At 74.0% G+C, this 21,599-nt stretch carries 23 protein-coding genes, 3 tRNA genes and 1 pseudogene; 9 read left to right on the top strand and 18 right to left on the bottom strand.

Annotated elements, in window-relative coordinates; all coding sequences use genetic code 11:
* Positions 1-65 precede the first annotated feature (65 nt).
* Positions 66-704: a 3-isopropylmalate dehydratase small subunit gene (gene leuD / locus ABZ493_RS20590; RefSeq protein ID WP_430545816.1), complete on the bottom strand. Its 639-nt coding sequence runs from the start codon at positions 702-704 to the stop codon at positions 66-68.
* Positions 705-742: 38 nt separating this feature from the next.
* On the bottom strand, positions 743-2,218 hold the full coding sequence (gene leuC, locus ABZ493_RS20585; protein WP_430583977.1) for a 3-isopropylmalate dehydratase large subunit: 1,476 nt from the start codon (positions 2,216-2,218) through the stop codon (positions 743-745).
* A gap of 166 nt (positions 2,219-2,384) precedes the next feature.
* Here leuC and ABZ493_RS20580 point away from each other — a divergent pair, with 166 nt between their 5' ends.
* From ABZ493_RS20580 to ABZ493_RS20570, 3 genes are all read left to right on the top strand, one after another.
* On the top strand, positions 2,385-3,104 hold the full coding sequence (locus ABZ493_RS20580) for an IclR family transcriptional regulator (RefSeq protein ID WP_079574616.1): 720 nt from the start codon (positions 2,385-2,387) through the stop codon (positions 3,102-3,104).
* Positions 3,105-3,254: 150 nt separating this feature from the next.
* Complete coding sequence (locus tag ABZ493_RS20575; protein WP_176168850.1) at positions 3,255-3,422, top strand: hypothetical protein; 168 nt, start codon at positions 3,255-3,257, stop codon at positions 3,420-3,422.
* Positions 3,423-3,436: 14 nt separating this feature from the next.
* On the top strand, positions 3,437-4,234 hold the full coding sequence (locus ABZ493_RS20570) for a PH domain-containing protein (protein WP_430583976.1): 798 nt from the start codon (positions 3,437-3,439) through the stop codon (positions 4,232-4,234).
* A 110-nt stretch (positions 4,235-4,344) separates the two neighbouring features.
* Here the strand turns inward: ABZ493_RS20570 and ABZ493_RS20565 are convergent.
* From ABZ493_RS20565 to ABZ493_RS20550, 4 genes are all read right to left on the bottom strand, one after another.
* A tRNA-Glu gene (locus ABZ493_RS20565) sits at positions 4,345-4,417 on the bottom strand.
* Positions 4,418-4,476: 59 nt separating this feature from the next.
* Positions 4,477-4,549: transfer RNA gene (locus ABZ493_RS20560), tRNA-Glu, on the bottom strand.
* A gap of 77 nt (positions 4,550-4,626) precedes the next feature.
* Positions 4,627-4,698 (bottom strand) — tRNA-Gln (locus tag ABZ493_RS20555).
* A gap of 159 nt (positions 4,699-4,857) precedes the next feature.
* Positions 4,858-5,766: a LysR substrate-binding domain-containing protein gene (locus ABZ493_RS20550; protein WP_430583975.1), complete on the bottom strand. Its 909-nt coding sequence runs from the start codon at positions 5,764-5,766 to the stop codon at positions 4,858-4,860.
* Positions 5,767-5,835: 69 nt separating this feature from the next.
* Between ABZ493_RS20550 and ABZ493_RS20545 the strand changes: the two genes are divergently transcribed.
* Positions 5,836-7,020 (top strand): putative sulfate exporter family transporter, encoded by a 1,185-nt coding sequence (locus ABZ493_RS20545; protein WP_430583974.1) that lies wholly within the window; start codon positions 5,836-5,838, stop codon positions 7,018-7,020.
* Positions 7,021-7,135: 115 nt separating this feature from the next.
* Here the strand turns inward: ABZ493_RS20545 and ABZ493_RS20540 are convergent, their stop codons facing one another.
* Genes ABZ493_RS20540 through ABZ493_RS20510 form a run of 7 tightly spaced genes read right to left on the bottom strand, consistent with a single transcriptional unit; the run spans position 7,136 to position 12,318 of the window.
* Positions 7,136-7,876: an HAD family hydrolase gene (locus ABZ493_RS20540; protein WP_430583973.1), complete on the bottom strand. Its 741-nt coding sequence runs from the start codon at positions 7,874-7,876 to the stop codon at positions 7,136-7,138.
* A complete protein-coding gene (gene gltX / locus ABZ493_RS20535) occupies positions 7,873-9,339 on the bottom strand; it encodes a glutamate--tRNA ligase (RefSeq protein ID WP_430583972.1) in 1,467 nt (488 codons plus the stop codon). Before gltX ends, ABZ493_RS20540 begins: the two co-directional genes overlap by 4 nt.
* A 49-nt stretch (positions 9,340-9,388) precedes the next feature.
* Positions 9,389-9,937, bottom strand: coding sequence for an NUDIX domain-containing protein (locus ABZ493_RS20530; protein ID WP_430583971.1), 549 nt, complete (start codon positions 9,935-9,937; stop codon positions 9,389-9,391).
* On the bottom strand, positions 9,930-10,712 hold the full coding sequence (locus tag ABZ493_RS20525; protein WP_430583970.1) for a fumarylacetoacetate hydrolase family protein: 783 nt from the start codon (positions 10,710-10,712) through the stop codon (positions 9,930-9,932). The genes ABZ493_RS20530 and ABZ493_RS20525 overlap by 8 nt, the downstream gene beginning before the upstream one ends.
* A gap of 23 nt (positions 10,713-10,735) precedes the next feature.
* A complete protein-coding gene (locus ABZ493_RS20520; RefSeq protein WP_430583969.1) occupies positions 10,736-11,116 on the bottom strand; it encodes a type II toxin-antitoxin system VapC family toxin in 381 nt (126 codons plus the stop codon).
* A gap of 7 nt (positions 11,117-11,123) precedes the next feature.
* On the bottom strand, positions 11,124-11,378 hold the full coding sequence (locus tag ABZ493_RS20515; protein ID WP_430583968.1) for a hypothetical protein: 255 nt from the start codon (positions 11,376-11,378) through the stop codon (positions 11,124-11,126).
* A 28-nt stretch (positions 11,379-11,406) separates the two neighbouring features.
* Positions 11,407-12,318 (bottom strand): methyltransferase domain-containing protein, encoded by a 912-nt coding sequence (locus ABZ493_RS20510; protein ID WP_430583967.1) that lies wholly within the window; start codon positions 12,316-12,318, stop codon positions 11,407-11,409.
* Between the two features lie 91 nt (positions 12,319-12,409).
* Between ABZ493_RS20510 and ABZ493_RS20505 the strand changes: the two genes are divergently transcribed.
* Positions 12,410-13,630 (top strand): heparan-alpha-glucosaminide N-acetyltransferase domain-containing protein, encoded by a 1,221-nt coding sequence (locus tag ABZ493_RS20505; protein ID WP_430583966.1) that lies wholly within the window; start codon positions 12,410-12,412, stop codon positions 13,628-13,630.
* A gap of 4 nt (positions 13,631-13,634) precedes the next feature.
* Here the strand turns inward: ABZ493_RS20505 and ABZ493_RS20500 are convergent.
* The 3 genes and pseudogenes from ABZ493_RS20500 to ABZ493_RS20490 all read right to left on the bottom strand — a co-directional run.
* A pseudogene (locus ABZ493_RS20500) lies at positions 13,635-14,603 on the bottom strand (glycosyltransferase); the annotation flags it as partial.
* A gap of 5 nt (positions 14,604-14,608) precedes the next feature.
* Entirely contained in the window at positions 14,609-15,703 is a 1,095-nt protein-coding gene (locus ABZ493_RS20495) for a phosphodiester glycosidase family protein (protein WP_430583965.1), read from the bottom strand.
* Between the two features lie 114 nt (positions 15,704-15,817).
* Positions 15,818-16,672: a PhzF family phenazine biosynthesis protein gene (locus tag ABZ493_RS20490; protein ID WP_430583964.1), complete on the bottom strand. Its 855-nt coding sequence runs from the start codon at positions 16,670-16,672 to the stop codon at positions 15,818-15,820.
* A 55-nt stretch (positions 16,673-16,727) separates the two neighbouring features.
* Between ABZ493_RS20490 and ABZ493_RS20485 the strand changes: the two genes are divergently transcribed.
* Complete coding sequence (locus tag ABZ493_RS20485; RefSeq protein ID WP_430583963.1) at positions 16,728-17,714, top strand: 3-methyladenine DNA glycosylase; 987 nt, start codon at positions 16,728-16,730, stop codon at positions 17,712-17,714.
* On the opposite strand, the gene ABZ493_RS20480 is transcribed toward ABZ493_RS20485, so the two are convergent.
* Both ABZ493_RS20480 and ABZ493_RS20475 read right to left on the bottom strand, forming a co-directional pair.
* Entirely contained in the window at positions 17,692-18,144 is a 453-nt protein-coding gene (locus tag ABZ493_RS20480; protein WP_430583962.1) for a peptidoglycan-binding protein, read from the bottom strand. The two genes, ABZ493_RS20485 and ABZ493_RS20480, sit on opposite strands and share 23 nt — an antisense overlap.
* Positions 18,145-18,274: 130 nt before the next feature.
* Positions 18,275-18,808, bottom strand: a complete 534-nt coding sequence (locus ABZ493_RS20475) for a CGNR zinc finger domain-containing protein (protein ID WP_430583961.1) — start codon at positions 18,806-18,808, stop codon at positions 18,275-18,277.
* 39 nt (positions 18,809-18,847) lie between these two features.
* Between ABZ493_RS20475 and ABZ493_RS20470 the strand changes: the two genes are divergently transcribed.
* The 3 genes from ABZ493_RS20470 (at position 18,848) to ABZ493_RS20460 (ending at position 21,509) form a co-directional block, all read left to right on the top strand.
* Positions 18,848-19,849 (top strand): DMT family transporter, encoded by a 1,002-nt coding sequence (locus ABZ493_RS20470; RefSeq protein WP_430583960.1) that lies wholly within the window; start codon positions 18,848-18,850, stop codon positions 19,847-19,849.
* A gap of 33 nt (positions 19,850-19,882) precedes the next feature.
* A complete protein-coding gene (locus tag ABZ493_RS20465) occupies positions 19,883-20,629 on the top strand; it encodes an aminoglycoside 3'-phosphotransferase (protein WP_430583959.1) in 747 nt (248 codons plus the stop codon).
* Positions 20,630-20,771: 142 nt separating this feature from the next.
* Complete coding sequence (locus ABZ493_RS20460) at positions 20,772-21,509, top strand: lytic polysaccharide monooxygenase (RefSeq protein ID WP_430583958.1); 738 nt, start codon at positions 20,772-20,774, stop codon at positions 21,507-21,509.
* Positions 21,510-21,599 lie beyond the last annotated feature (90 nt).

Raw genomic sequence — 21,599 nt, 5'->3', positions numbered from 1 at the left:
GCTGACTTGTTCCTCAAACGGGTCGTTTGAGGAACAAGTCAGCACGCTCGATGGCGCGGGCGGGATCAGCCGACCGGGCGCGCCGGCTCGATCGGGACGCTCGGCAGGTGCTTGGCCGGGAGCGTCTTCGGCCGCCAGGCCGCACGCTCCGCCTCGAACGCCGCGATGTCGTCCTCGTGCTGCAGCGTGAGGCCGATGTCGTCGAGGCCCTCCATGAGGCGCCAGCGCGTGTAGTCGTCGATCTGGAACGGCACGGTGACGTCGTCGGCGTGCGCGGTGCGCGCCTCGAGGTCCACGGTCACCTCGGTGCCGGGCTTGGTCTCGAGGATCTTCCAGAGGATCTCGATGTCCTCCTGCGCGACGATGCCGGCCACGAGGCCCTGCTTGCCCGAGTTGCCGCGGAAGATGTCCGCGAACCGGGGCGCGAGCACGACGCGGAAGCCGTAGTCCTTGAGCGCCCACACGGCGTGCTCACGCGAGGAGCCCGTGCCGAAGTCGGCGCCCGCGACCAGCACGGAGCCAGCCTTGTACGCGTCCTGGTTGAGCACGAACGTGGGGTCACCGCGCCAGGCGGCGAACAGCGCGTCCTCGAAGCCCGTGCGGGTGACCCGCTTGAGGTAGACGGCGGGGATGATCTGGTCGGTGTCGACGTTGGTGCGGCGCAGCGGCACCCCGACGCCCGTGTGGGTGGTGAACTTCTCCATGACGAACTCCTGGACGATCTTCTGCGACGGGGTGGGGGTCAGACGAAGGACGGGGCCGACAGCGGCGCCAGCGGGGTGCCGTCGAACGTCGTGAGGTCGACGTCGCCCTCGAACTCGAGGTCGGCGACCGACGACAGCGTGCCGCGGACGGCGGTCGCGGCCGCGACCAGCGGCGACACGAGGTGCGTGCGCCCGCCCTTGCCCTGGCGGCCCTCGAAGTTGCGGTTCGAGGTGGACGCCGCGCGCTCGCCCGGCGCGAGCTGGTCGGGGTTCATGCCGAGGCACATGGAGCAGCCCGCGTTGCGCCACTCGGCGCCGAACTCCTTGAAGATCACGTCGAGACCCTCGGCCTCGGCCTGCAGGCGCACGCGCGCCGAGGCGGGCACGACGAGCACGCGCACGTCGTCGGCCTTCTGCCGGCCCTGGAGCACCTTGGCCACGGACCGGAGGTCCTCGATGCGGCCGTTGGTGCAGGAGCCGATGAAGACCGTGTCGACCTTGACGTCGCGCAGCGGCGTGCCGCCCTCGAGGCCCATGTACTCCAGCGCGCGCTCGGCCGTGACGCGCTCGTTGGCGTCGGCGATCTCCGCCGGCACCGGCACGGAGGCCGACAGCGGCAGGCCCTGCCCGGGGTTGGTGCCCCACGTGACGAACGGCTCGAGGTCGGCCGCCTCCAGCACGACCTCGGCGTCGAACTCGGCGTCGTCGTCGCTGCGCAGCGTCTTCCAGTACTCGACGGCGGCGTCCCAGTCCTCGCCCTCGGGGGCGTGCGGGCGCCCCTGGAGGTAGTCGAACGTCGTCTGGTCGGGCGCGATCATGCCCGCGCGGGCGCCGGCCTCGATGGACATGTTGCAGATGGTCATCCGCGCCTCCATCGAGAGCTTGCGGATGGCCTCGCCGCGGTACTCGAGCACGTAGCCCTGGCCGCCGCCGGTGCCGATCTTGGCGATGATCGCCAGGATGATGTCCTTGCTGGTGGCGCCCGGGGGCAGCTCGCCGTTCACCGTGATCGCCATCGTCTTGAACGGGGCGAGCGGCAGGGTCTGCGTGGCGAGCACGTGCTCGACCTCGGAGGTGCCGATGCCGAACGCCAGCGCGCCGAACGCGCCGTGCGTCGAGGTATGCGAGTCGCCGCAGACGACGGTCAGGCCCGGCATGGTCAGGCCGAGCTGCGGGCCCACCTGGTGGACGATGCCCTGGTCGGCGTCGCCGAGGGAGTGGATGCGGACGCCGAACTCCTTGGCGTTGTTCCGCAGCGTGTCGATCTGCGTGCGGCTCGTGAGGTCCGCGATCGGCAGGTCGATGTCGAGCGTCGGGGTGTTGTGGTCCTCGGTCGCGATCGTGAGATCGGGACGGCGCACGGGACGCCCGGCGAGGCGCAGGCCCTCGAACGCCTGGGGGCTCGTCACCTCGTGCACGAGGTGCAGGTCGATGTAGAGGAGGTCGGGCGCCCCGTCGCTGCCACGACGCACCAGGTGCGCCTCCCAGACCTTCTCCGCCAGCGTGCCGGCCATCATGTGCTCCTCGTCCGCCGCGTCCCCGCGGCCGTCGTGCGTGTGCTGTGAACTCGGTGGATACCGTCGGTCGGAACCCGCCGGGCTCGTATCGTGAGACGGTCCCGTCCCGTGAGATGCCGTCCTCGACTTGCAATCTCAGTGACTGAGACGTCAATATCGTCCTATGGACGATACTAGCGGAGTCGGCGTACTCGACAAGGCCGCGTCCGTGCTGGGCGCTCTGGAGGCGGGTCCCGCCACTCTGGCGCAGCTGGTCTCCTCGACCGGGCTCGCCCGCCCCACGGCGCATCGACTCGCCGTCGCCCTCGAGCACCACCGTCTCGTGGGCCGCGACATGCAGGGCCGGTTCGTGCTCGGACCGCGCCTCAACGAGCTCGCGACGGCGGCCGGCGAGGATCGGCTGCTCGCCGCGGCCAACCCCGTGCTCACGGCGCTGCGCGACCACACGGGCGAGAGCGCCCAGCTCTACCGCCGCCAGGGTGACCACCGCGTCTGCGTGGCCGCCGCCGAGCGGCCGGTCGGCCTGCGCGACTCGATCCCCGTGGGCGCCACCCTCACGATGCACGCGGGCTCCGCGGCGCAGATCCTCCTCGCCTGGGAGGAGCCGGACCGCCTGCACCGCGGCCTGCGCGAGGCCGTGTTCACCGCGACGATCCTGTCCGGCGTCCGACGCCGCGGGTGGGCGCAGTCCGTCTCGGAGCGCGAGCTCGGCGTCGCGTCCGTCTCGGCGCCCGTCCGCGGGCCGTCCGGCCGGGTCGTGGCGTCCGTCTCCGTCTCCGGGCCGGTCGAGCGCCTCACCCGCCAGCCGGGCCGCCTGCACTCCGCCGCCGTCGTCTCCGCCGCCAACCGCCTGACCGAGGTGCTCCGCCGCGCCGGCGAGTGACACCCCACCGACCCTGACCTGCACCGGGCCCGGCCCGCCGCGACTCCACGCGGCGCGCCGGGCCCGGTGCTGTCGGGCCCCCGCCCAGGTCAGTACGCTCCTGGCTGACGGGGCGACACCGCCCTGCGACCCGAGAGGCGTGAGGACCTGATGCCCGCGAAGGCCAAGACACTGCTGATCTGGATCGTCGTGATCTTCCTGATCTACGCGATCGTGAGCAGCCCTGACCGTGCGGCGAACATCGTGACGGCGATCTGGGACTTCATCACCAACGCGTTCTCCAGCTTCGGGCAGTTCTTCGCGAACCTGACCGACTGACGACGGCCGCACCCGTGATCACCGACGAGAGGCGCCAGCGCGAGGCCGTGCGTGCGCACGCGCACCTGCGTCGGTACGTGCTGCCGAACGAGAAGGTCATCGTCGCGACGCGGCACCACTGGGCGCTGCTGCTCGAGCCGATCGCGACGACGGCCGCCGCCTTCCTGCTGATCGGCACCATCGTCATGTCGACGCCGGTCGACGTGCGCTCCACCGTGGCATGGCTGTGGGTCGCATGGTTCGTCGTCGCCGGCCGCCTCGCCTGGAAGTGGCTCGAGTGGCGCTACGAGTGGTTCGTCGCCACAGACAAGCGCCTCCTGCTGCTGTACGGGCTCGTCGTGCACAAGGTCGCGATGATGCCGATGAAGAAGGTCACCGACATGGGGTACTCGCGCAGCCCCACGGGCCAGGTGCTCGGTTACGGCCGCTTCGACATGGAGTCCGCCGGCCAGGACCAGGCGCTGCGCACGATCAGGTTCGTCCCGCGCCCGGACTCCACCTACCGCACCCTGTGCGACACCCTGTTCACGCCGGGCGGACCGCGCCTGGACGACGACGACGACCTGGGCGGCGGGCCCACGCGGCCGCCGGACGCCGGCCCCGGCGGGCCGACCGTCGTGCCCGGCCGCGAGACGTCGGAGGGCCCCCGGCCCACCACGCAGCCGATCGCCGTGCAGCCCTCGAACCCGGCGCCCCGCCCGCCCGAGGCCCGGCCCAGCGACGGGGCGCACCCGGTCACCTGGAAGCCCACGGGCGCGAGCTACGACCATCCGCGCAGCGACGGCGCGATCGTGCCCGACCCGTTCCTCTGAGCGATCGGGAGGCCCGGCCCGACCGCCCACGGGAACGAGGCCGGGGAACGACGAAGACCCGGTCCGCGTGGACCGGGCCTTTCCTGTCAGGCCGTGAAACGCCTGCTGTGTACCCCCAGCGGGATTTGAACCCGCGTTACCGCCGTGAGAGGGCGGCGTCCTAGGCCGCTAGACGATGGGGGCCTGGAACTGCGTGAGCCGTGAGGCCCGAGCGACCGTCCACACGAGATGGACGAGCTGCGTACCCCCAGCGGGATTTGAACCCGCGTTACCGCCGTGAGAGGGCGGCGTCCTAGGCCGCTAGACGATGGGGGCCTATGACTCGATGGTCCGAGGACCTCCGTGCCGGTGAGAACTCTACACACCGCACCAGGCGGGCGAAGAGCGCTGCGCTGGGGTACCAGGACTCGAACCTAGACTAAGAGAATCAGAATCTCTCGTGCTGCCAATTACACCATACCCCAATGGATTGAGCCTTCCGGGCAAATCCGACATGATCGGATCGCCGGCGTCAGGCCCAACGTCGGAAAACATTACCGGACAGGTGGCTGTCGGCCAAAACGCGCGCGAGGTGCCGTACGTCACGTCCGCCTACCGCGCCCGCCGGCGGTCGCAGCGACGGGTCACCGCGCCCCCGCGACCGCGGCCAGCCGCCGCGCGGGTGCGGACAGCGACACGCCGTCGCGCCACACCACCCGCAGCCGCCTCGAGAGGTCGAGCTGGGCGATCGGCACGGTCACCAGGTGCCCCGCCGCGACGTCGTCCGCCACGGTGAGCGCGGACAGGACGGTCGCGCCGTCCCCGTGCCGCACGGCGGACTTCACGGCCGCCGTCGAGCCGAGGGCCGTCACGTGGGCCGGCAGGCGCACCCCCGCCTGCCCGAGCGCGTCCTCGAGGACGTCGCGGGTGCCCGACCCGACCTCGCGCAGCACGAGGTCTCCCGCGGCCAGGCCCGCGGGGCTGACGGACCGTCGTCGTGCCCACGGGTGCGCGGGCGCGACGACGGCCACGAGCTCGTCGTGGGCCACGGTGCGCGACCGCAGGCCGCGGCGCACCGTCGGGCTCTCCACGAACCCGAGCTCGGCCGCGCCGTCCAGGACGAGCTCCATGACCTCGCGCGAGTTGCGCACGACGAGCTCGACGTCGGGCGCCGCGCCGGTCCGCTCGCGCTCCCCCCGCCCGAACGCGGCGAGCCAGCGCGGCGCCAGGTACTCCGCGATCGTGAGGCTGGCGGCCACGCGCAGCCCGAGGACCGGCGCGGACCGCAGCGCGGCGGCCGCGGCCTCGAAGCGGTCCGTGGCGTCCACGACGCCGCGCGCCGCCTCCGCCACCTGGCGCCCGACGGCGGTGAGCGCCGTGCCACGCGGCCCGCGGGCGAGCAGCTCGAGGCCGAGGCGGCGCTCGAGGCGGTGCAGGCCGGCGGACGCCGTGGGCTGGGAGACGCCGGCGGCCCGGGCCGCGGCGCTGATCGAGCCGTGGGCGTCGAGGGCGACCAGCAGCTCGAGGGCGGCCAGCGGGGGACGTTCTGCCATAGCGTCAGTCTATGGATCGATCGGCACCTGGCGCTTCCGGGTCGCCGCGCGGGTCGCGAGCCTGGTCACGTGCCTCCCCCGCTCCCCACCCCGACGCGCACCGCGACCGCCACGACGCTCGGCAGCGCCGCCGAGGCGTCCCGCCTCGGACCTGGCCTCGCGCTGTCCGCCGTGGCGACCGTGGTGCTCCTCGGCGTCAGCCGGCTCCTCGCGCCGGTGACGAACGGCGCGCTGTCCCCCCTGGTCCTGGCCCTCCTGGCCGGCGCGGCGCTCGGCTCCGCGCTGGGCCGGTTCGTGCCGCGGGGCGGCCGGGCGGCACGGTTCACCGCGCAGGTCGGCCCGGGCACCGACCGGGTGGCGCGCACGGTGCTGCGTGCCGGCGTGGTGCTGCTGGGCCTCCAGCTCTCGATCCCCGACGTCCTCGCGCTCGGCTGGCGCGGGATCGCCGTCGTGGTGATCACCGTGACGGGGACGTTCGCGGCGGTCCTCGGCCTCGGGCGCCTGCTGCGGGTGCCGCGCGCCACCGCGCTGCTCGTCGCCACCGGGTTCTCGATCTGCGGCGCCGCGGCGGTCTCCGCGATGACCAGCGTGCTCGAGCGCGACCCGCGCGCCGACCCCGCCGGCGATGCCGGCGCTGCCCGGCTGCGCGACAACGTCGCCGCCGCGCTCGCCCTCGTCACCGGCTACGGGACGGTCGCGATCTTCGTGCTGCCGCCGCTGGCGGGCGCCCTCGGCCTCACCGACCACCAGGCCGGGCTCTGGATCGGTGCGAGCGTGCAGGAGGTCGCCCAGGTGGTCGCCGCCGCGGGCACCGTCTCGGCCACCGCGCTGGCCACCGCGACCGTCACCAAGCTGGCCCGCGTCGTGCTGCTCGCCCCGCTGGTCGCCGGCGCCGGCGCGCTGCTCGCACGACGCGCGGCGCTCACCGCGGCGGCCGGGGACGACGTCGTGCCCGATGCCCCCGAGGACGTCACGACCACCCGCGGGCGGCGGGCGCCGTTGGTCCCCGGCTTCGTGCTGGGCTTCCTCGCCGCGGTGCTGGTCCGCAGCACGGGAGTGCTGCCCGACGTCGTCACCGACACCGCCCAGCAGCTCACGACAGTCCTCTTCGTCGCCGCGATGTTCGCCCTCGGCACCGGCGTCGACGTCCCGCGCCTGGCGCGCACCGCACGCCGACCGCTCGTGCTCGGCGCCCTGGGCACCGTCGTCGTCACGGGACTGGCGCTCTCCGCCGTCCTCCTCCTCGCCCCCTGACCTGTCAGGAGGAGCGCGGGGTATACCGTTCGCTCGTCCTGACAACCCGTCCGGGCCGGCGACCTGTCAGGTCGAGCGCGGCGTATATCTCGCGCTGGCCCTGACAGCTCGCGGGTCAGAGTCCGAGGGCGGCGGGCAGGCCGGCGAGCCCGGGCAGCACGACGATCCCGTCGTCGCGCAGAGCGTCGGCGTCCACGTGGTGCTCGTCGTCGCGGCGCGCGCCGGGCCGGTCGAGCCACACGCCGACCAGGCCGGCGTCGTGGGCGGCGCGGGCGTCGGTCGTGGGCTCGTCGCCCACGTACGCGGTGCGCCCGACGTCGGTGCCCAGGCGGCGGGCGCCCTCGACGAAGACGTCCGGGTGCGGCTTGCCGTAGCCGAGGGTCTCGACGCCGACGAGCACGGGGACGTCCGTGAGGCCGGCCGCACGCAGCTTTCGCTCCTGCTGCGCGACGCCCGCGTTCGTCACCACCCCGACGGCGACTCCTGCGGACCGCAACGCGTCGACGGCCGCGCGCGCGTCGTCGAACGCCGCCCAGGCCCTTTCGAACGTGCCCCAGAACAGGGCGTCCCAGTCGGCGAACGTCTCCTCCGTGACGGGCTCGCCGCCGAACGTCCGATGCAGCAGGTCGGCACGCAGCCGACGCTGCGTGAAGGTGTCGGTCTCGCCCCGGGTGTAGCGCTTGTAGTGGCCGCCCGGGTCGGTGCGCCAGTGCGCGAGCAGCTCGGGGTACCGGTCCGCCGGCACGTGCGGCAGGTACTCGACGGCCACCGCGGTCAACGCCTTGGCGAACCCGCCCTTGGTGTCGACGAGCGTGTCGTCGACGTCGAGCAGGACGCCGTCGACGCGCGCCGTCACGCGGTCGCGCCGTCGGTCGCGGCGGGCGCGGCGTCGGCCTGGCGGGCCAGCCGGGCGAGCGCCGCGTCGACGCGCGCGAGCGTGCGCTCGCGACCGAGCACCTCGAGCGACTCGAAGAGCGGCAGGCCGATCGTGCGGCCGGTGACAGCGACGCGCACGGGTGCCTGCGCCTTACCGAGCTTGAGGCCGTGCTGCTCCCCCACCGCCGTGACGAGGTCCTTGAGCGGCTCCGCCTCCCACGTCGCGAGGTCCGCCAGCGCCGCGCGGGCGTCGGTGAGCAGCTCGGCCGCGCCGGCCTTCATCGCCTTGGCCCACGAGCGCTCGTCGTCGACGGGCTCGTCGAGGAAGAGGAAGTCGACGTTGTCGGTGATGTCGGCCAGCAGCGCGACGCGCGACTGCGCGAGCGGGGCCACCTTCGCGAACGCGGCGGCGTCGTACTGCTCCTCGGTCCACGGCGCCTTCGGGGCGTGCAGCCACGGGTCGACGGCGGCCACGAACGAACCGACGTCCATCTTTCGGATGTACTCGCCGTTGAACGACAGCAGCTTCTTGACGTCGAAGAACGCCGACGCGCTGTTGACGTCCTCGATGCGGAACCGCGCGACGAGCTCGTCGAAGGGCAGGATCTCCTCGTCGTTGCCAGGCGCCCAGCCGAGCAGCATGAGGTAGTTGACCATCGCGTCCGGCAGGTACCCCTCGGCGAGGTAGTCCTCGAGCGCGACCTTGTCGCGGCGCTTGGAGAGCTTCTGCCGCTTCTCGTTGACGATGACGGGCAGGTGCGCCCACGTGGGCGGCTGCGCGCCGAGCGCCTCCCACAGCAGCTGCTGCTTGGGCGTGTTGGGCAGGTGCTCCTCGCCGCGGATGACGTGCGTGATCCCCTCGTCGAGGTCGTCCACGACGTTCGCCAGCAGGAAGACGGGCGAGCCGTCGCCGCGCGCGACGACGAAGTCCTCCATCGCGGAGTTCGGGAACGACGGGTTGCCGCGGATGAGGTCGACGACCTGCGTCTCCCCCTCGTCCGGGGTGCGGAAGCGCAGCGCCCGGCCGGGCTCGTAGTCCAGGCCGCGGTCGCGGCAGAAGCCGTCGTAGCCGGAGTGCGCGTTGCCGGTGCGGGCCGCGACGTCGTCGCGGGTGCAGTCGCAGTAGTACGCGCGGCCGGCGTCGTACAGGCGGGCCGACGCCTCGCGGTGCTTCTCGACGTTCTGCGACTGGAAGTACGGGCCCTCGAACGTCGGGTCCTCGGCGTGCATGCCGAGCGCCGCGAGGGCGCTGAGGATGCCGTCCACCCACTCGGGCTTGTTGCGCGCGGCGTCGGTGTCCTCGACGCGGAGCACGAACGTGCCGCCCTGGTGCTTGGCGACCGCCCAGTTGAACAGCGCCGAGCGGGCGCCGCCCACGTGGAACATGCCCGTCGGGGACGGGGCGAAGCGGACACGGACGTCGGAGCCGGCAGCGGGATTCACGGGAACAGCCTAGTTGGCCGACCGCATGCTGCCGTCCGGCGGATCGGCGTCAGACGCCCCGCACGCGCGCGACGGCGAGCGCCACGGGATCGGCGAGGTCCGGGTTCGGCAGGTCGTCGACCGGCCACCACCGCACGTCGAGGGACTCGTCGCTCACCGCGTGCCGGGCGCCGTCGGGCGCGACGGCGACGAAGCGCACGTCCAGGTGGTGCACGTCGCCGTCGGGACCGCAGAACGGCACGGCGTGCTCGTTCAGGTGCACGGGCACGGGGTCGAGCGCGACCTCGACCCCTGACTCCTCGAGCGCCTCCCGCCGGGCTGCGCCGGCCAGCGTGCCGTCGCCCGGCTCGGCGTGCCCGCCGAGCTGGAACCAGCGGCCGGCCTTGGCGTGGAGGGTGAGCAGCACCCGCGACGCGTCCGCGGACAGCACCACCGTGGACGCGGTGACGTGGTCCGGGCGGCACGCGCGCAGCACGCCGTCCGGGTGGGCGTCCAGGTGCGCGACGAACCGGTCGCGCAGCGCGCACTGCCCCGGGCCCGCCGGGTCCATGCGCCGCAGCACCGACCGCGCGTCGTCGCGCAGCGGCGCCTCAGTCACGCCGGAACACGGGGTTGGCGAGGACGCCGATTCCCTCGACCTCGCACTCCACGCGGTCGCCGTGGTCGATGCGGCCCACCCCGGCCGGCGTGCCGGTGAGGATCACGTCGCCGGGCAGCAGGGTCATGGCCTTGCTGATGTACGACACGAGGAACGGCACGTCGAAGACCATGTCGGCGGTGCGGCCGTCCTGCTTGAGCTCGCCGTTGACGCGGGAGCGCACGGCGACGTCCTCGGGGTTGAGGTCGGTGTCGATCCACGGGCCGAGCGGGCACGACGTGTCGAAGCCCTTGGCGCGGGCCCACTGGCCGTCGGTGCGCTGCGCGTCGCGGGCGGTGACGTCGTTGGCCACCGTGTAGCCGAGGATGTACGAGCGCACGTTCTCGGGCTCCACGTCCTTGGTGACCTTGGAGATCACGACGGCGAGCTCGGCCTCGTAGCTGACCTCGCGCGTGAACTCGGGCAGCACCACCGGGTCGTCGGGCCCGACGACGGCGGTGTTGGGCTTGAAGAACAGCAGCGGCGTGGACGGGACCTCGCCGCCCATCTCCTTGGCGTGGTCGGCGTAGTTCTTGCCGACGGCGACCACCTTGGAGCGCGGGATCACCGGGGCGAGCAGGCGGACGCCGTCGCCCAGCTCGATGTGCTCCCCCGTCGGCATGGCCGGCATGTAGAGCGGGTCGCCGCCGAGGACGGCGAGGAACGTGGTGTCGCCCTCCTGCTGGACGAGGGCGAAGCGGGGGTCGTCTCCGGTGGTGAATCTCGCGATGCGCACGCGCCCAGGCTACGCGGGGCGCGTCAGTAGGGGGCGACGAGCCCGTCGATCATCGGGAAGTGCTTCACGTTGCGGGTCATCAGCGTCGCACCGGACAGCTCCGCCGTCGCCGCGATCACGTAGTCCACCAGGTCGATCCCGGAGTGCGAGCCACGGTACGACCGGGCCAGCTCCCCGGCGCGGTCGGCGATCTCGCGGTCGACGTCGATCCAGCCGATCGCCAGGAACAGCGCCCGGGTGCGCCCCCTCTCGGGCGAGCGCATGCCACCCAGCAGCTCCGCCCGCGTCAGCACGGACGCCACCACCTGACGGCCCTCCCGGCGCACCGCGGCGAGCGCGTCGCGCGCCTCGGCCCGGCCGCGCAGGTGGTCGACGAAGACCGACGTGTCGACGAGGACGGTCACGCCGGCGTCACCACTCGGCCAGCCGGTCGTCGCGGGCGAGCCGGGTCGCCTCGACGTACGCGGCCCCGTCGACGTCGTCGCCGTCCCAGGTGCCGAAGCTCTCGTCCAGGGCGCGGAGGAACTCGTCGGCGTCCGCACCGCCGTAGACGCGGTCCACCGCACGCCGCACCAGCTCCGCGAGCCCCAGCCCGGACGCCCGCGACTCCGCGAGAAGGCGCGCGTACTGCGCGTCCTCGAGAGTGATCTGCGTGCGATGGCTCACGATGTAAGCCTACATCATGGTCGCCTCGTCACGCCCTGGCGAGGACCTCGCCGTGCAGGATGGCGAACCAGCCGTCGGGCGCCTGCGCCCACGCCTGCCAGTCCTGCGCGATCTGCTCGAGCGCGACGTCGTCGGCCAGCCCGGACTCCTTGGCCTGCACCGCGAAGTTGGACTCCACGCAGCGCTCGGCCCACAGCTCGCCCCACCACAGCCGGTCGGTCGGGGTGGCGTAGCACCACGACGACGCGGAGGGCACGATGCCGTCCATCCCGGCCTCCTGCACCCACGACATGAGGCGGCGGCCGGCGTCGGGCTCGAAGCCGTACGCGTGCGTGACCTCGTGGTACAGCTCGTTCCACTCCGTCAGGCCCGGGGTCTCGGGGTACCAGGCCATGCCTGCATAGTCGGCGTCGCGCACCGCGACCATCCCGCCCGGCTTCGCGACGCGCTTCATCTCGCGCAGCGCGGCGACCGGGTCGGACAGGTGCTGCAGCAGCTGGTGCGCGTACACGACGTCGAAGGAGTCGTCGTCGAACGGCAGCTCGTAGGCGTTCGCCTGCTCGAAGCGGACGTTGCCGTACCCGAGGGCCGCGGCGTGCTCGCGCGCCGCCTCGAGCACCTTGGGGCTCGCGTCCACGCCCACGACCTGTCCGCCGGCGAGGATCCGGGCGAAGTCGGCCGTGACGGTGCCGGGGCCGCAGCCGACGTCGAGCAGGGACATGTCGTCGCGCAGGTGCGGCACCAGGAAGCCGGCCGAGTTCTGGGCCGTGCGGCTGCGGTGCGAGCGCAGCACGGACTCGTGGTGGCCGTGCGTGTACGACTCGGACTCCTTGCTGGGCACCGTGTGGTGGGTGCTGGGTGCCTCGATCGCGTCGTTGAGGTCGGCACCGGCGGGTTCGGGGTCGCCCTGGGGTGCGGGCTCCGCGCTGAGGTCACTCATGCTCCTACCGTAGTGACCGCAGCGCCCGCAAGCCGCGACGTTCTCACGCACCGGGACGACGCGCGTCACCCGCCGGTGGCATCATCACGCCATGACCGCGGCCACCGGCGCGCCGACCTCCCGTCTCCGTGCGGGGATGCGGGCGGGCCTGCGCCGTCTCGCCGGCGGCCCGGGGCGAGTCCCGGGCGTCGACGTCGCCCGCGGGATCGCCGTCCTGGGCATGTTCACCGCCCACGTCGGCGTGACGACGCCCGACGCCGGGCCCGCCTGGTGGCTGCTCGACCTCTCCCACGGCCACTCCTCGATCCTGTTCGCGCTGGTGGCCGGGATCTCGGTCGCGATCGTCTCGGGCGGGCCACGACCGCTCGACGGCGACCCGTTGCGGCGCGCCCGCCTGCGCCTGCTCGTGCGGGCCGCGCTGCTGCTGGTGGTCGTCGCGCTGCTGGACCTGCTCGGCACCCGCGTCGCCCTGATCCTCGGCTTCTACGCCTGCTACTTCGCGCTCGCGCTGCCGTTCCTGCGCTGGCGGCCCCCGCGCCTGGCCGCGCTCGCCGCGGTGGTCGCCCTCGTGGGGCCGCTCCTCGCGTACTGGGGGCCGGAGGCGCTCGCGCGGGCCGGGCTGCGGCTGCCGCGCGACGGCTCCGGCGCCGTCACCGACTTCGTGCTCACCGGCCACTACCCCGCGATCGTCTGGATGGCGTACGTGCTGGCGGGCATGGCGATCGGGCGCTGCGACCTGCGCTCGCCGGCGCTGCGCCGCGGGCTGCTCCTGGGCGGGCTGGCCGCGTGGGGCGTGTTCTCGGTGCTGTCCGGCGTGCTCGTCGGCCGGGCCGGCGGCGAGGCGGTCGTCGCCGAGCAGGTCATGGCACGCCAGTCCGTCGACGGCGCGCCGTTCGCCTGGGGCGACCCGTGGCCCGGCGTCGCGGGGCTCTTCCTCGACGGCCCGCACGACGACACGACGATCGAGGTGCTCGCGTCGGGCGGGTTCGCGGCGGCGGTCGTGGGACTGTGCCTGTACGCCGGACGGGTCGGGCGGTGGGTGCTGGCCCCGCTGGCCGCGGTGGGGTCGATGGCGCTGACCGTCTACTCGCTGCAGATCGTCGCCATCTGGCACTGGGACCTGCTGGGGTCCACCACCAACGGCCCGCTGCTCGTGATGGTGCTGGTCACGCTCGCCGCCGCGACGGCGTGGCGGTTCCTGCTCGGACGAGGTCCGCTGGAGCGGCTGGTGGGTCGGGTCGCGGACCGCGCGGCGGGAACACCACCTGCCGCTGCACCGTCCAGCTCGCCAGGAAGAGCGCCGCGTCCGTGAGCACCTTCGCCGCCAGGAGCGGGACGCCGAGCGTGCCGTGCAGCGCGTCGAGCAGGCCGTAGCTCGCGGCGAGGAGCAGCAGGGCCAGCGCGGCGTACCGGGTGGCGGACCCACGCAGCGGGGCCCTCCGCGCCCGCCCGAAGACGACCGCGCGGTTCACCCCGTAGTTCACGCCGGCGCTGAGCACCCGGGCGCCCACGACCGCGAGCGCCAGGCTGCCCGTGGCCGCCTGCAGGGCGAGGAGCCCTGCCGCGTCGACCCCGAACGCCAGCAGGCCCGAAGCCGCGAACGCGAGCAGCGGCGCCATCACGACCACGGAGTCGCGCACCGGGCGGAAGTGGGACGACGCGTTGCGGTCCACGTAGACCGTCGCCACCGGCACCCCTGCCACGACGGCGCCGCGCGCCGACGCCTCGAGCAGCACGCGCAGCTCGTACTCGTACCGGTCACCGGGCACCTCCAGGAGCCACGGGAGCGTCGTGGCGGCGAACCCGCGCAGGCCCGTCTGGCTGTCGCGCACGGGCAGGCCCGTCGCCGTGCGCACCGCGGCCCCGCTGAGCGCGTTGCCCACGCGGCTGCGCCACGGGACGCCCGCGCCCGTGAGGTCGCGCTCCCCGACGACGACGTCCGCTCCCCCGGCGACCAGCCGGTCCGCGACGGCGCGCACGCTCGCGGGCGTGTGCTGACCGTCGGCGTCCGCGGTGACGACGTCGCGCCCGGGATGACGCACACGGGCGTGGGCGAACGCCGTCCGCAGCGCGGCACCCTTGCCTCGGTTGACGTCGTGCCGCAGCACGTGGGCACCGAGCCGGGCCGCGGCGTCGAGCACGGCGGCGTACGCGGGGCCGGAGCCGTCGTCGACGACCAGCACGTCGGGCAGCCCCACCTCGGCGAGGCCGCGCAGCAGCGCCGGCAGGGCGCCGTCGGGCCGGTAGGCGGGCACGATCACGAGCGGCGTGACGGGGGCGGGCATGCCGCTCACCGCGCCACGTAGAGGATGTCGGACGTGCCGCGCTCGCCGCCGTTCGACGGCTGGTTGACGACCTCGCCGTCGAAGTACAGCGTCGACGAGCCGCCGCCGTCGAGGTTGTAGGCAGTGACGGCGCCCTGGTCGATCATGAGCTGCGCCAGCTCGGTCATGGTCACGCCGCGGCTGTAGCCGGTGTCGCGGCCGTCGACGACGACGATGATCAGGTCGCCGTCCGCGTCCACCCCGATCGCGGTGCGCGGCTGCTCGCCCTGGATCGAGTGGTTGCCCACGTTGGTGTCGACCTCGACGTCCTCGATGCCGTCGACGACCTCACCCTCCTCGACCACCGCGGGCCCGAACGAGAGGGTGTTCCACACGCCGTCGGCGACGAGCTCGTCCGCCGTCGTGGCCGTCTCGTCGTACACCTCGACGCGCCCGTCGGTGTAGAACGCGAGGCCCTCGCGGGCGCCCTCGTCGCGGTAGACGACGCCGTTGCGGATGACGATGCCCGTGTCGCGGAACCCGTAGTAGTCGCCGTTGACGGCGAGGATCGCGTCGTTGTCCGCCGCGATCTCGCTCGTCCTCTCGGTGATGTTCGTGCCGAACTTGTCCTGCGCGAACACCGAGCGCAGCTGCGTGGCGTCGTCCAGGGCGACATGGGCCGCGTAGTACGTGACGGTGTCGTCGCCGCTGCCCTGCGTGACCGTGTCCAGCGAGATCGTCGTGTCGGCGGAGGTGTAGCCGTCGGCGGTCACGGTCCCGTCGTCGTCCGCGTCGTCGTCCGCGTCGTCGCTCGACGACGTCACCGACGACTGCGCCGCCTCGTACGCGGAGACGTCGTCGATCTGGACGTGCTCGATCAGGAAGCGGTTCGCGGCCCAGGCGGTGACGCCTCCCACGGGCAGCAGGAGCGCCAGCGTCGTCGCGAGGACGACGAGCCGGCGGGGTCGGCGGGGACGGGCGGACGGTCCGCCGGGCCGGCCCGGGTCGGCCGGGCGCTCGGGGCCCGAGGGGTCGACGGGGTCGACGGGGTCGACGGGGTCGACGGGGTCGACGGGGTCGACGGGGTCGACGGGGTCGCGGGGGTCGGTGGAGGAGGTCATGCCCGCCATGGAAGGCGAGGGACCTGCGACGACCGTCCGTGCCGCCTCAGAGCCGCCAGGGAATCCTGACCGCGACCTGGACGTGCCGTGGACGGCCGGGCGGGACGTCCAGGGCTAGATCGTCACCGTGCCCGCGATCGTGGTGACGGCCGCGCCCCCGACCCACACCTCGCCGGCGGCGTCGCGGCGCACGTGCACGCGTCCGCGCCTGCCGAGGGCGGTGCCCTGCGACGCGACGTACGACGCGGGCAGCAGGCCGCCCGCCAGCCACTGCCCCAGGCCGGCGTTGAGGCTGCCGGTGACCGGGTCCTCGGCGACGCCGATGTCGGGGACGAAGGCGCGCACCTCGACGGCGGCGTCCGACTCGCCCGGCGCGTAGGTGCCGACGACGCCGATCTTCAGGCCGCCGAACGCGGCGAGGTCCGGCTCGACGGCGAGCACGGCCTCGGCGTCACGCAGGCGGGCCGCGACCCAGCCGGGGCCGTTGTCGACCCACGCCGCGTCCTCGACGTCCGCCACGCTCACGCGCAGGCCGCGCGCGAGCTGCGCGAGGTCCTCCGGTGCCACCGGGCCGGAGCGCCGCAGGGGCGGCGCGGCGAACGCGAGCCGGTCGGCGCCCCCTTCGGTGTCGCGCCGGAGGGTGACGAGCCCGACGCCGCACTCCTGGACGACGTGCTCCGCGGAGCGGGGTGTCCCGCCAGCCTCGAGCCACGCGTGCGCCGTGCCGAGCGTGGGGTGGCCGGCGAACGGCAGCTCGCCGCCGGGCGTCCAGATCCGCACGCGGTAGTCGGCGTCGGGTGTGGTGGGACGCAGCAGGAACGTCGTCTCGGACAGGTTGGTCCACCGCGCGAAGGCGGCCATCTGCGCGTCGTCGAGGTCGTCGGCGTCGTGCACCACGGCCACCGGGTTGCCGGTGAGCGGTCCGGTGGCGAAGACGTCGACCTGGCGGAAGTCGTAGGTGTGCGGCACGAGTCACACGCTAGTCCGGGCGGGGGCGTGCTCGCCCCGCTCGTACCCTGGTGGGATGCGCGCGACGACCCTCGACGACCCGGCGGCCCCCGCCGACGCCGTCGTGCCGCGCGGCGCCTGGGAGCCGCGGGCCGCCGCGCACTCCGCCCGCGCGGACGCGCTGACGGCGGTGTGGCGCGAGGCCCGCGACCGCGGCGCGAAGCACGCGATCGAGGACTTCCTGTTCACCTACTACCCCACGCGCGTGAGCCACCTGCGCCGGTGGCACCCGGGCGCGGGCGTGGTCCTCGCGGACGCCGCCGAGCACGCCGGGTGGCGCTGGTACCGCGAGGTGCCGCTGCCGGGCGACGACGGCGGTACGCGCGGCACGGGCGCGACGCTCGACGCCGAGGCCTTCGTCGCCGACCGCGGCGACACCGTCCGCTACGTCCGAGCGCTCGTGTCCGCGACCCTGGGCCGCCCGGGGACCTTCGGCTGCTTCGGCCTGCACGAGTGGGCCATGGTGTACCGCGACCGCGCGGCCCGCCGCGACCACCGCCACCCCCTGCCGCTGCGGCTCGGCCACGACGGCACGGACGCGGTCGTCGAGTCGCACCGCATCGGCTGCTCGCACTTCGACGCCTACCGCTTCTTCACGCCCGAGGCCACCGGCCGCAACCAGCTGCGCCCCACCCGCGAGCGCCAGCCGGCCATGGAGCAGCCCGGCTGCCTGCACGCGGGGATGGACCTGTACAAGTGGGCGCTCAAGCTCGGTCCGGCCGTTCCGGGCGACCTGCTGCTCGACGCGTTCGAGCTCGCCCGCGACATCCGGTACACCGACATGGCCGCCGCGCCGTACGACGTCTCGTCGTACGGCATCGAAGCCGTGCCGATCGAGACGCCGGAGGGCAAGGCCGAGTACGTGCGACGGCAGCGCGGGTTCGCCGCACGCGGCCAGGACCTGCGCGCCCGCCTGGTCGCCGTCTGCGACCTGCTCCTGAGCGATGTCGAGAGAGAGGCCGAGGACGGCGCGCCGACGATCAGTCGGAGACCATCCCGCTGACGAGCGCCCGCCAGGTCACGGGCCCGACGACGCCGTCCACGAGGACGCCGAACGCGGACAGCGCCCGCTGGAACCCGCGCACCGCGCTCTCCGTCTTCGGTCCGAAGACCCCGTCGACGACGAGGTCGAAGTCGGTGCGGACGTCGAGCTCGGACTGGGCGCCGCGGACGGCGTGACCGCGGCTGCCGAGGCGCACGGTGACGACGATCGCGCCCCAGGTCCTGGGCCCGACGACGCCGTCGACCTCGAGGCCGAAGTCGCGCTGGGAGGCGCGCACGGCGGCCTCGGTGAGGGGGCCGAACTTCTCGTCCACCTCGAGGTCGTGGCCGTGCTCGTTGAGCAGGTGCTGCAACGTGCCGACGGGGTGGAACCGGTCGCCGGGACGGACGACCGGCCAGGGGTCGAGGGCCTTGCTCGTCGTGACGGACATCGCCGCCTCCTTCGTGGGGCCGGGCCGGGCGGGTCGTCGCCCCGGGAAAGCCTGGCGCCCTCGCGGGGAGAGAGCACGGCGCTCGCGGCCAGATACGTCGGCCGGAGACGCCGACGACGCACCCGCGCCGTCAGCCGGCGCGCCGCGCCCGCAGCGCCGCCTGGGCGTTGCGGTTGGTGCACGCGGTGGAGCAGTAGCGCCGCGAGCGGTTGCGCGACAGGTCCAGCACGAGGCCCTGGCAGTCGGCGTCGGCGCACACGGCGAGGCGGGAGAGCTCGTCGTCGCGGATGACGTCGATCATCGCCATCGCCGTCTCGACGACGATCCTGGTGGCGAGCGGGGCGTCGTCGGCGGTCGCGTGGACGTGCCAGTCCTCCCCCGAGTGCCGAACGAGGCGCGGGTGGACCGGCATGCCCGTCAGCAGCTCGTTGACCAGGTCGGCCGCCTCGTCACGGCCGGCGAGCAGCAGCGCGCGCAGGCGCGGCCGCAGGGTGCGCACCTGGTCGAGCTCCTCGGCGGTGCCGTCGTGCCGACCGGTGTACTCGTGCTCGCGGAAGAAGGCGTCGAGGTCGGCGATCGTCTCGAGCGTCTCGGGCGGCTCGCCGGAGTTCACGAGGGCGACGGCCGACCGGAGCTCCGCCACGGTGTCATGAGCGAACGGCATGTTGACACGTTACTTCATGCCGCCGTAGCGTCATGAGTCATGGCGAAGATGACACATGACACCGGCGCGACGGCGCGCACCGGCCTCGGCGCGGGCCTCGCCCTCGCCGTCGTCTCCGCCGTGACGTTCAGCCTCTCCGGACCGCTCGCCGCCGGGCTCTTCGCCACCGGGTGGAGCCCGGGCGCCGTCGTCCTGGTGCGCGTCGCGGTCGGGGCGGTCGTCGTGCTGCCGTTCGGCGTCGTCGCGCTGCGCGGCGACTGGTCGCCCGTCCGCCGCAACGTGCGGCTGCTGCTCGCCTACGGCGCGCTCGGCGTCGCGGCCACGCAGTTCTGCTACTTCGCCGCGGTGCAGCACATGCAGGTGGGCCCCGCGCTGCTCATCGAGTACTCCTCCCCCGCGGCCGTGGTCGCCTGGCTGTGGCTGCGGCACGGCCAGCGCCCCGGGCGGACGACGCTCGCCGGCATCGCGCTCGCCGCCGCGGGCCTCGTGCTGGTGCTCGACCTCGCCGGCGCCCGCCTGGACCCCGTCGGCGTGGCGTGGGCGCTCGGCGCGATGGTGGGCGTCTCCGCCTACTTCCTGCTCAACGCCCGCACCGACACCGGCCTGCCGCCCCTGAGCCTCGCGGCGGGCGGGCTCGTCGTCGGCGCCGTCCTGCTCGGCCTGCTCGGCGCCGTCGGCGTCATGCCGCTCACCGCCTCGGCCGACCCGGTCGCCCTCGCCGACGCCGTCGTGCCCGCCTGGGCGGTGCTCGCCGCCCTCGGCGTCGTGACGGCCGGCGTCGCGTACGTCACCGGCGTCGGCGCGGGGCGGCGCCTCGGCGCGCGGCCCGCGTCGTTCGTCGGCCTCCTCGAGGTGGTCAGCGCGGTGTTCTTCGCGTGGGTCTTCCTGGGCGAGCTGCCGCGCCCCGTCCAGCTCGTCGGCGGGCTGCTGGTGCTGGCAGGGGTCGTCGTCGTGCAGCAGGGCGAGGCCGCGACCCGCCGCACAACGCCGACGCCGACACCGACGCCGCACCCGACGGTCGAGCCCACGGGAATGCCATAGCCCGTCGCGGCGCGAAGATGTGACGATCTGGACATGTCCCGCGTCCTCGCCGCCGCCCCGTCCCAGCCCGTCGTCGTGCCCGAGCGGGTGCGCCTGCTCGCCGCTGGCGACGACGTCGTGCCGGTGTGGCGCAACGAGCTCGGCGGGCTCACCTTCCGCCTCTCGAGCGCGGCCGGCGCCGAGCGGTACGTCAAGTGGGTCCCGGCCGGCACACCGGAGCTGGACCTCGACGCCGAGGCCGAGCGCCTCGCCTGGGCGGGCCGCTACACCCCGGTGCCCCGCGTGCTCGACCAGGGCGCGGACGACGCCGGGGCCTGGCTGCTCACCGCGGGTATCCCGGGCCGGTCGGCCGTCGACCCGCGCTGGCTGGCGCACCCGGACACGGCGGCGCGTGCGATCGGCGCCGGCCTGCGGGCGCTGCACGACGCGCTCCCGGTGGACGACTGCCCCTTCTCCTGGGGCGTCGACGACCGCGTCTCCCGCCTCTCCCCCGACGCCCGCGCCCAGGTCGGCGACGTGCCCGCCGTCGACCGGCTCGTCGTCTGCCACGGCGACCCGTGCGCCCCCAACACCCTGCTGGACGACGACGGGCGCTGGACCGCGCACGTCGACCTCGACGCGCTCGGTGTCGCGGACCGCTGGGCCGACCTCGCGGTGGCCAGCTACAGCCTGGAGTGGAACTACGGCGACGGCCACGAGCCCGCCTTCTTCGACGGCTACGGCATCGCGCCCGACGCCGAGCGCATCGCCTTCTACCGGCGCCTGTGGGACCTCGGCTGACCCCACCCGCCCGTACGGGTAACCCCGTACCCGCGACTGTGCGGATCACGGCCAGATGACGCGGTTCCCCTGATGTGCGGACCGGACCGACGCCGTAGCGTCGAATTTGTCCAGTTTCCTCACGAACACAGGAGAAGCAACGATGCGTCTTCGTTCCCCCCTCCTCGCCGCGGTCGTCGGCGCGGCCGCGATCCTGGCTCCGCTCGCGGCGGCGCCCGCGGCCTCCGCCCACGGCTGGGTGACCAACCCGCCGAGCCGCCAGGACCTGTGCGCCGGCGGCAGCCTGTCCTTCGACTGCGGCGGCATCAAGTACGAGCCCCAGAGCGTCGAGGCGCCCAAGGGCTCCATGCAGTGCTCCGGCGGCAGCGGCTTCGCCATCCTCGACGACGAGTCGAAGCCGTGGCCGCGCACCACCATCGGCAACACGGTCACCATGAAGTGGAAGCTCACCGCGCAGCACGCCACCTCGACGTGGGAGTACTTCGTCGACGGCGTCCTGCACCGCACCTTCGACGACGGCGGCGCCAAGCCCGAGGCCGTCGTCAGCCACACGCTCGAGAACCTGCCGGCGGGCGACCACACCATCCTCGCCCGCTGGAACGTCGCCGACACCGTCAACGCGTTCTACGCCTGCGTCGACGTGACCGTCGGCTCGGACGGCTCCGTCGACCCGACCGACCCGCCCGTCGACCCGACCGACCCGCCGGTCGAGCCCGGCGAGTGCGAGGACGCCGCCTGGAACCCGTCGTCCGCCTACACGGGCGGCACGAAGGTGTCCTACGAGGGCCGCGCGTACCAGGCCAAGTGGTGGACGCAGGGCGACACCCCGTCGTCCTCGGCCGGCCAGTGGGCGGTCTGGACCGACCTCGGCGCCTGCTGAGCGTCGTGACCCGCTGAGTCCCGTCGGGGCGGGCGGGGTCGGGCGGGGGCGGCGGGGGGAAAAAAGCACCCGCCCCCCCCAAACCCCCCC

The organism is Isoptericola sp. NPDC019482, assembly GCF_040632295.1.
Classification (GTDB): Bacteria; Actinomycetota; Actinomycetes; order Actinomycetales; family Cellulomonadaceae; genus Isoptericola.
This window is presented reverse-complemented; position numbering and strand designations above follow the sequence as displayed.

Excerpts from the sequence above, each read along its gene's own strand:
- leuC (WP_430583977.1), bottom strand. The coding sequence starts at position 2,218 with ATGGCCGGCACGCTGGCGGAGAAGGTCTGGGAGGCGCACCTGGTGCGT.
- leuD (WP_430545816.1), bottom strand. The coding sequence starts at position 704 with ATGGAGAAGTTCACCACCCACACGGGCGTCGGGGTGCCGCTGCGCCGC.
- ABZ493_RS20475 (WP_430583961.1), bottom strand. The coding sequence starts at position 18,808 with ATGCCGTTCGCTCATGACACCGTGGCGGAGCTCCGGTCGGCCGTCGCC.
- ABZ493_RS20460 (WP_430583958.1), top strand. The coding sequence starts at position 20,772 with ATGCGTCTTCGTTCCCCCCTCCTCGCCGCGGTCGTCGGCGCGGCCGCG.
- ABZ493_RS20465 (WP_430583959.1), top strand. The coding sequence starts at position 19,883 with ATGTCCCGCGTCCTCGCCGCCGCCCCGTCCCAGCCCGTCGTCGTGCCC.
- ABZ493_RS20495 (WP_430583965.1), bottom strand. The coding sequence starts at position 15,703 with ATGACCTCCTCCACCGACCCCCGCGACCCCGTCGACCCCGTCGACCCC.
- ABZ493_RS20480 (WP_430583962.1), bottom strand. The coding sequence starts at position 18,144 with ATGTCCGTCACGACGAGCAAGGCCCTCGACCCCTGGCCGGTCGTCCGT.
- ABZ493_RS20575 (WP_176168850.1), top strand. The coding sequence starts at position 3,255 with ATGCCCGCGAAGGCCAAGACACTGCTGATCTGGATCGTCGTGATCTTC.
- ABZ493_RS20485 (WP_430583963.1), top strand. The coding sequence starts at position 16,728 with ATGCGCGCGACGACCCTCGACGACCCGGCGGCCCCCGCCGACGCCGTC.
- ABZ493_RS20470 (WP_430583960.1), top strand. The coding sequence starts at position 18,848 with ATGGCGAAGATGACACATGACACCGGCGCGACGGCGCGCACCGGCCTC.
- ABZ493_RS20580 (WP_079574616.1), top strand. The coding sequence starts at position 2,385 with ATGGACGATACTAGCGGAGTCGGCGTACTCGACAAGGCCGCGTCCGTG.
- ABZ493_RS20505 (WP_430583966.1), top strand. The coding sequence starts at position 12,410 with ATGACCGCGGCCACCGGCGCGCCGACCTCCCGTCTCCGTGCGGGGATG.
- ABZ493_RS20550 (WP_430583975.1), bottom strand. The coding sequence starts at position 5,766 with ATGGCAGAACGTCCCCCGCTGGCCGCCCTCGAGCTGCTGGTCGCCCTC.
- ABZ493_RS20510 (WP_430583967.1), bottom strand. The coding sequence starts at position 12,318 with ATGAGTGACCTCAGCGCGGAGCCCGCACCCCAGGGCGACCCCGAACCC.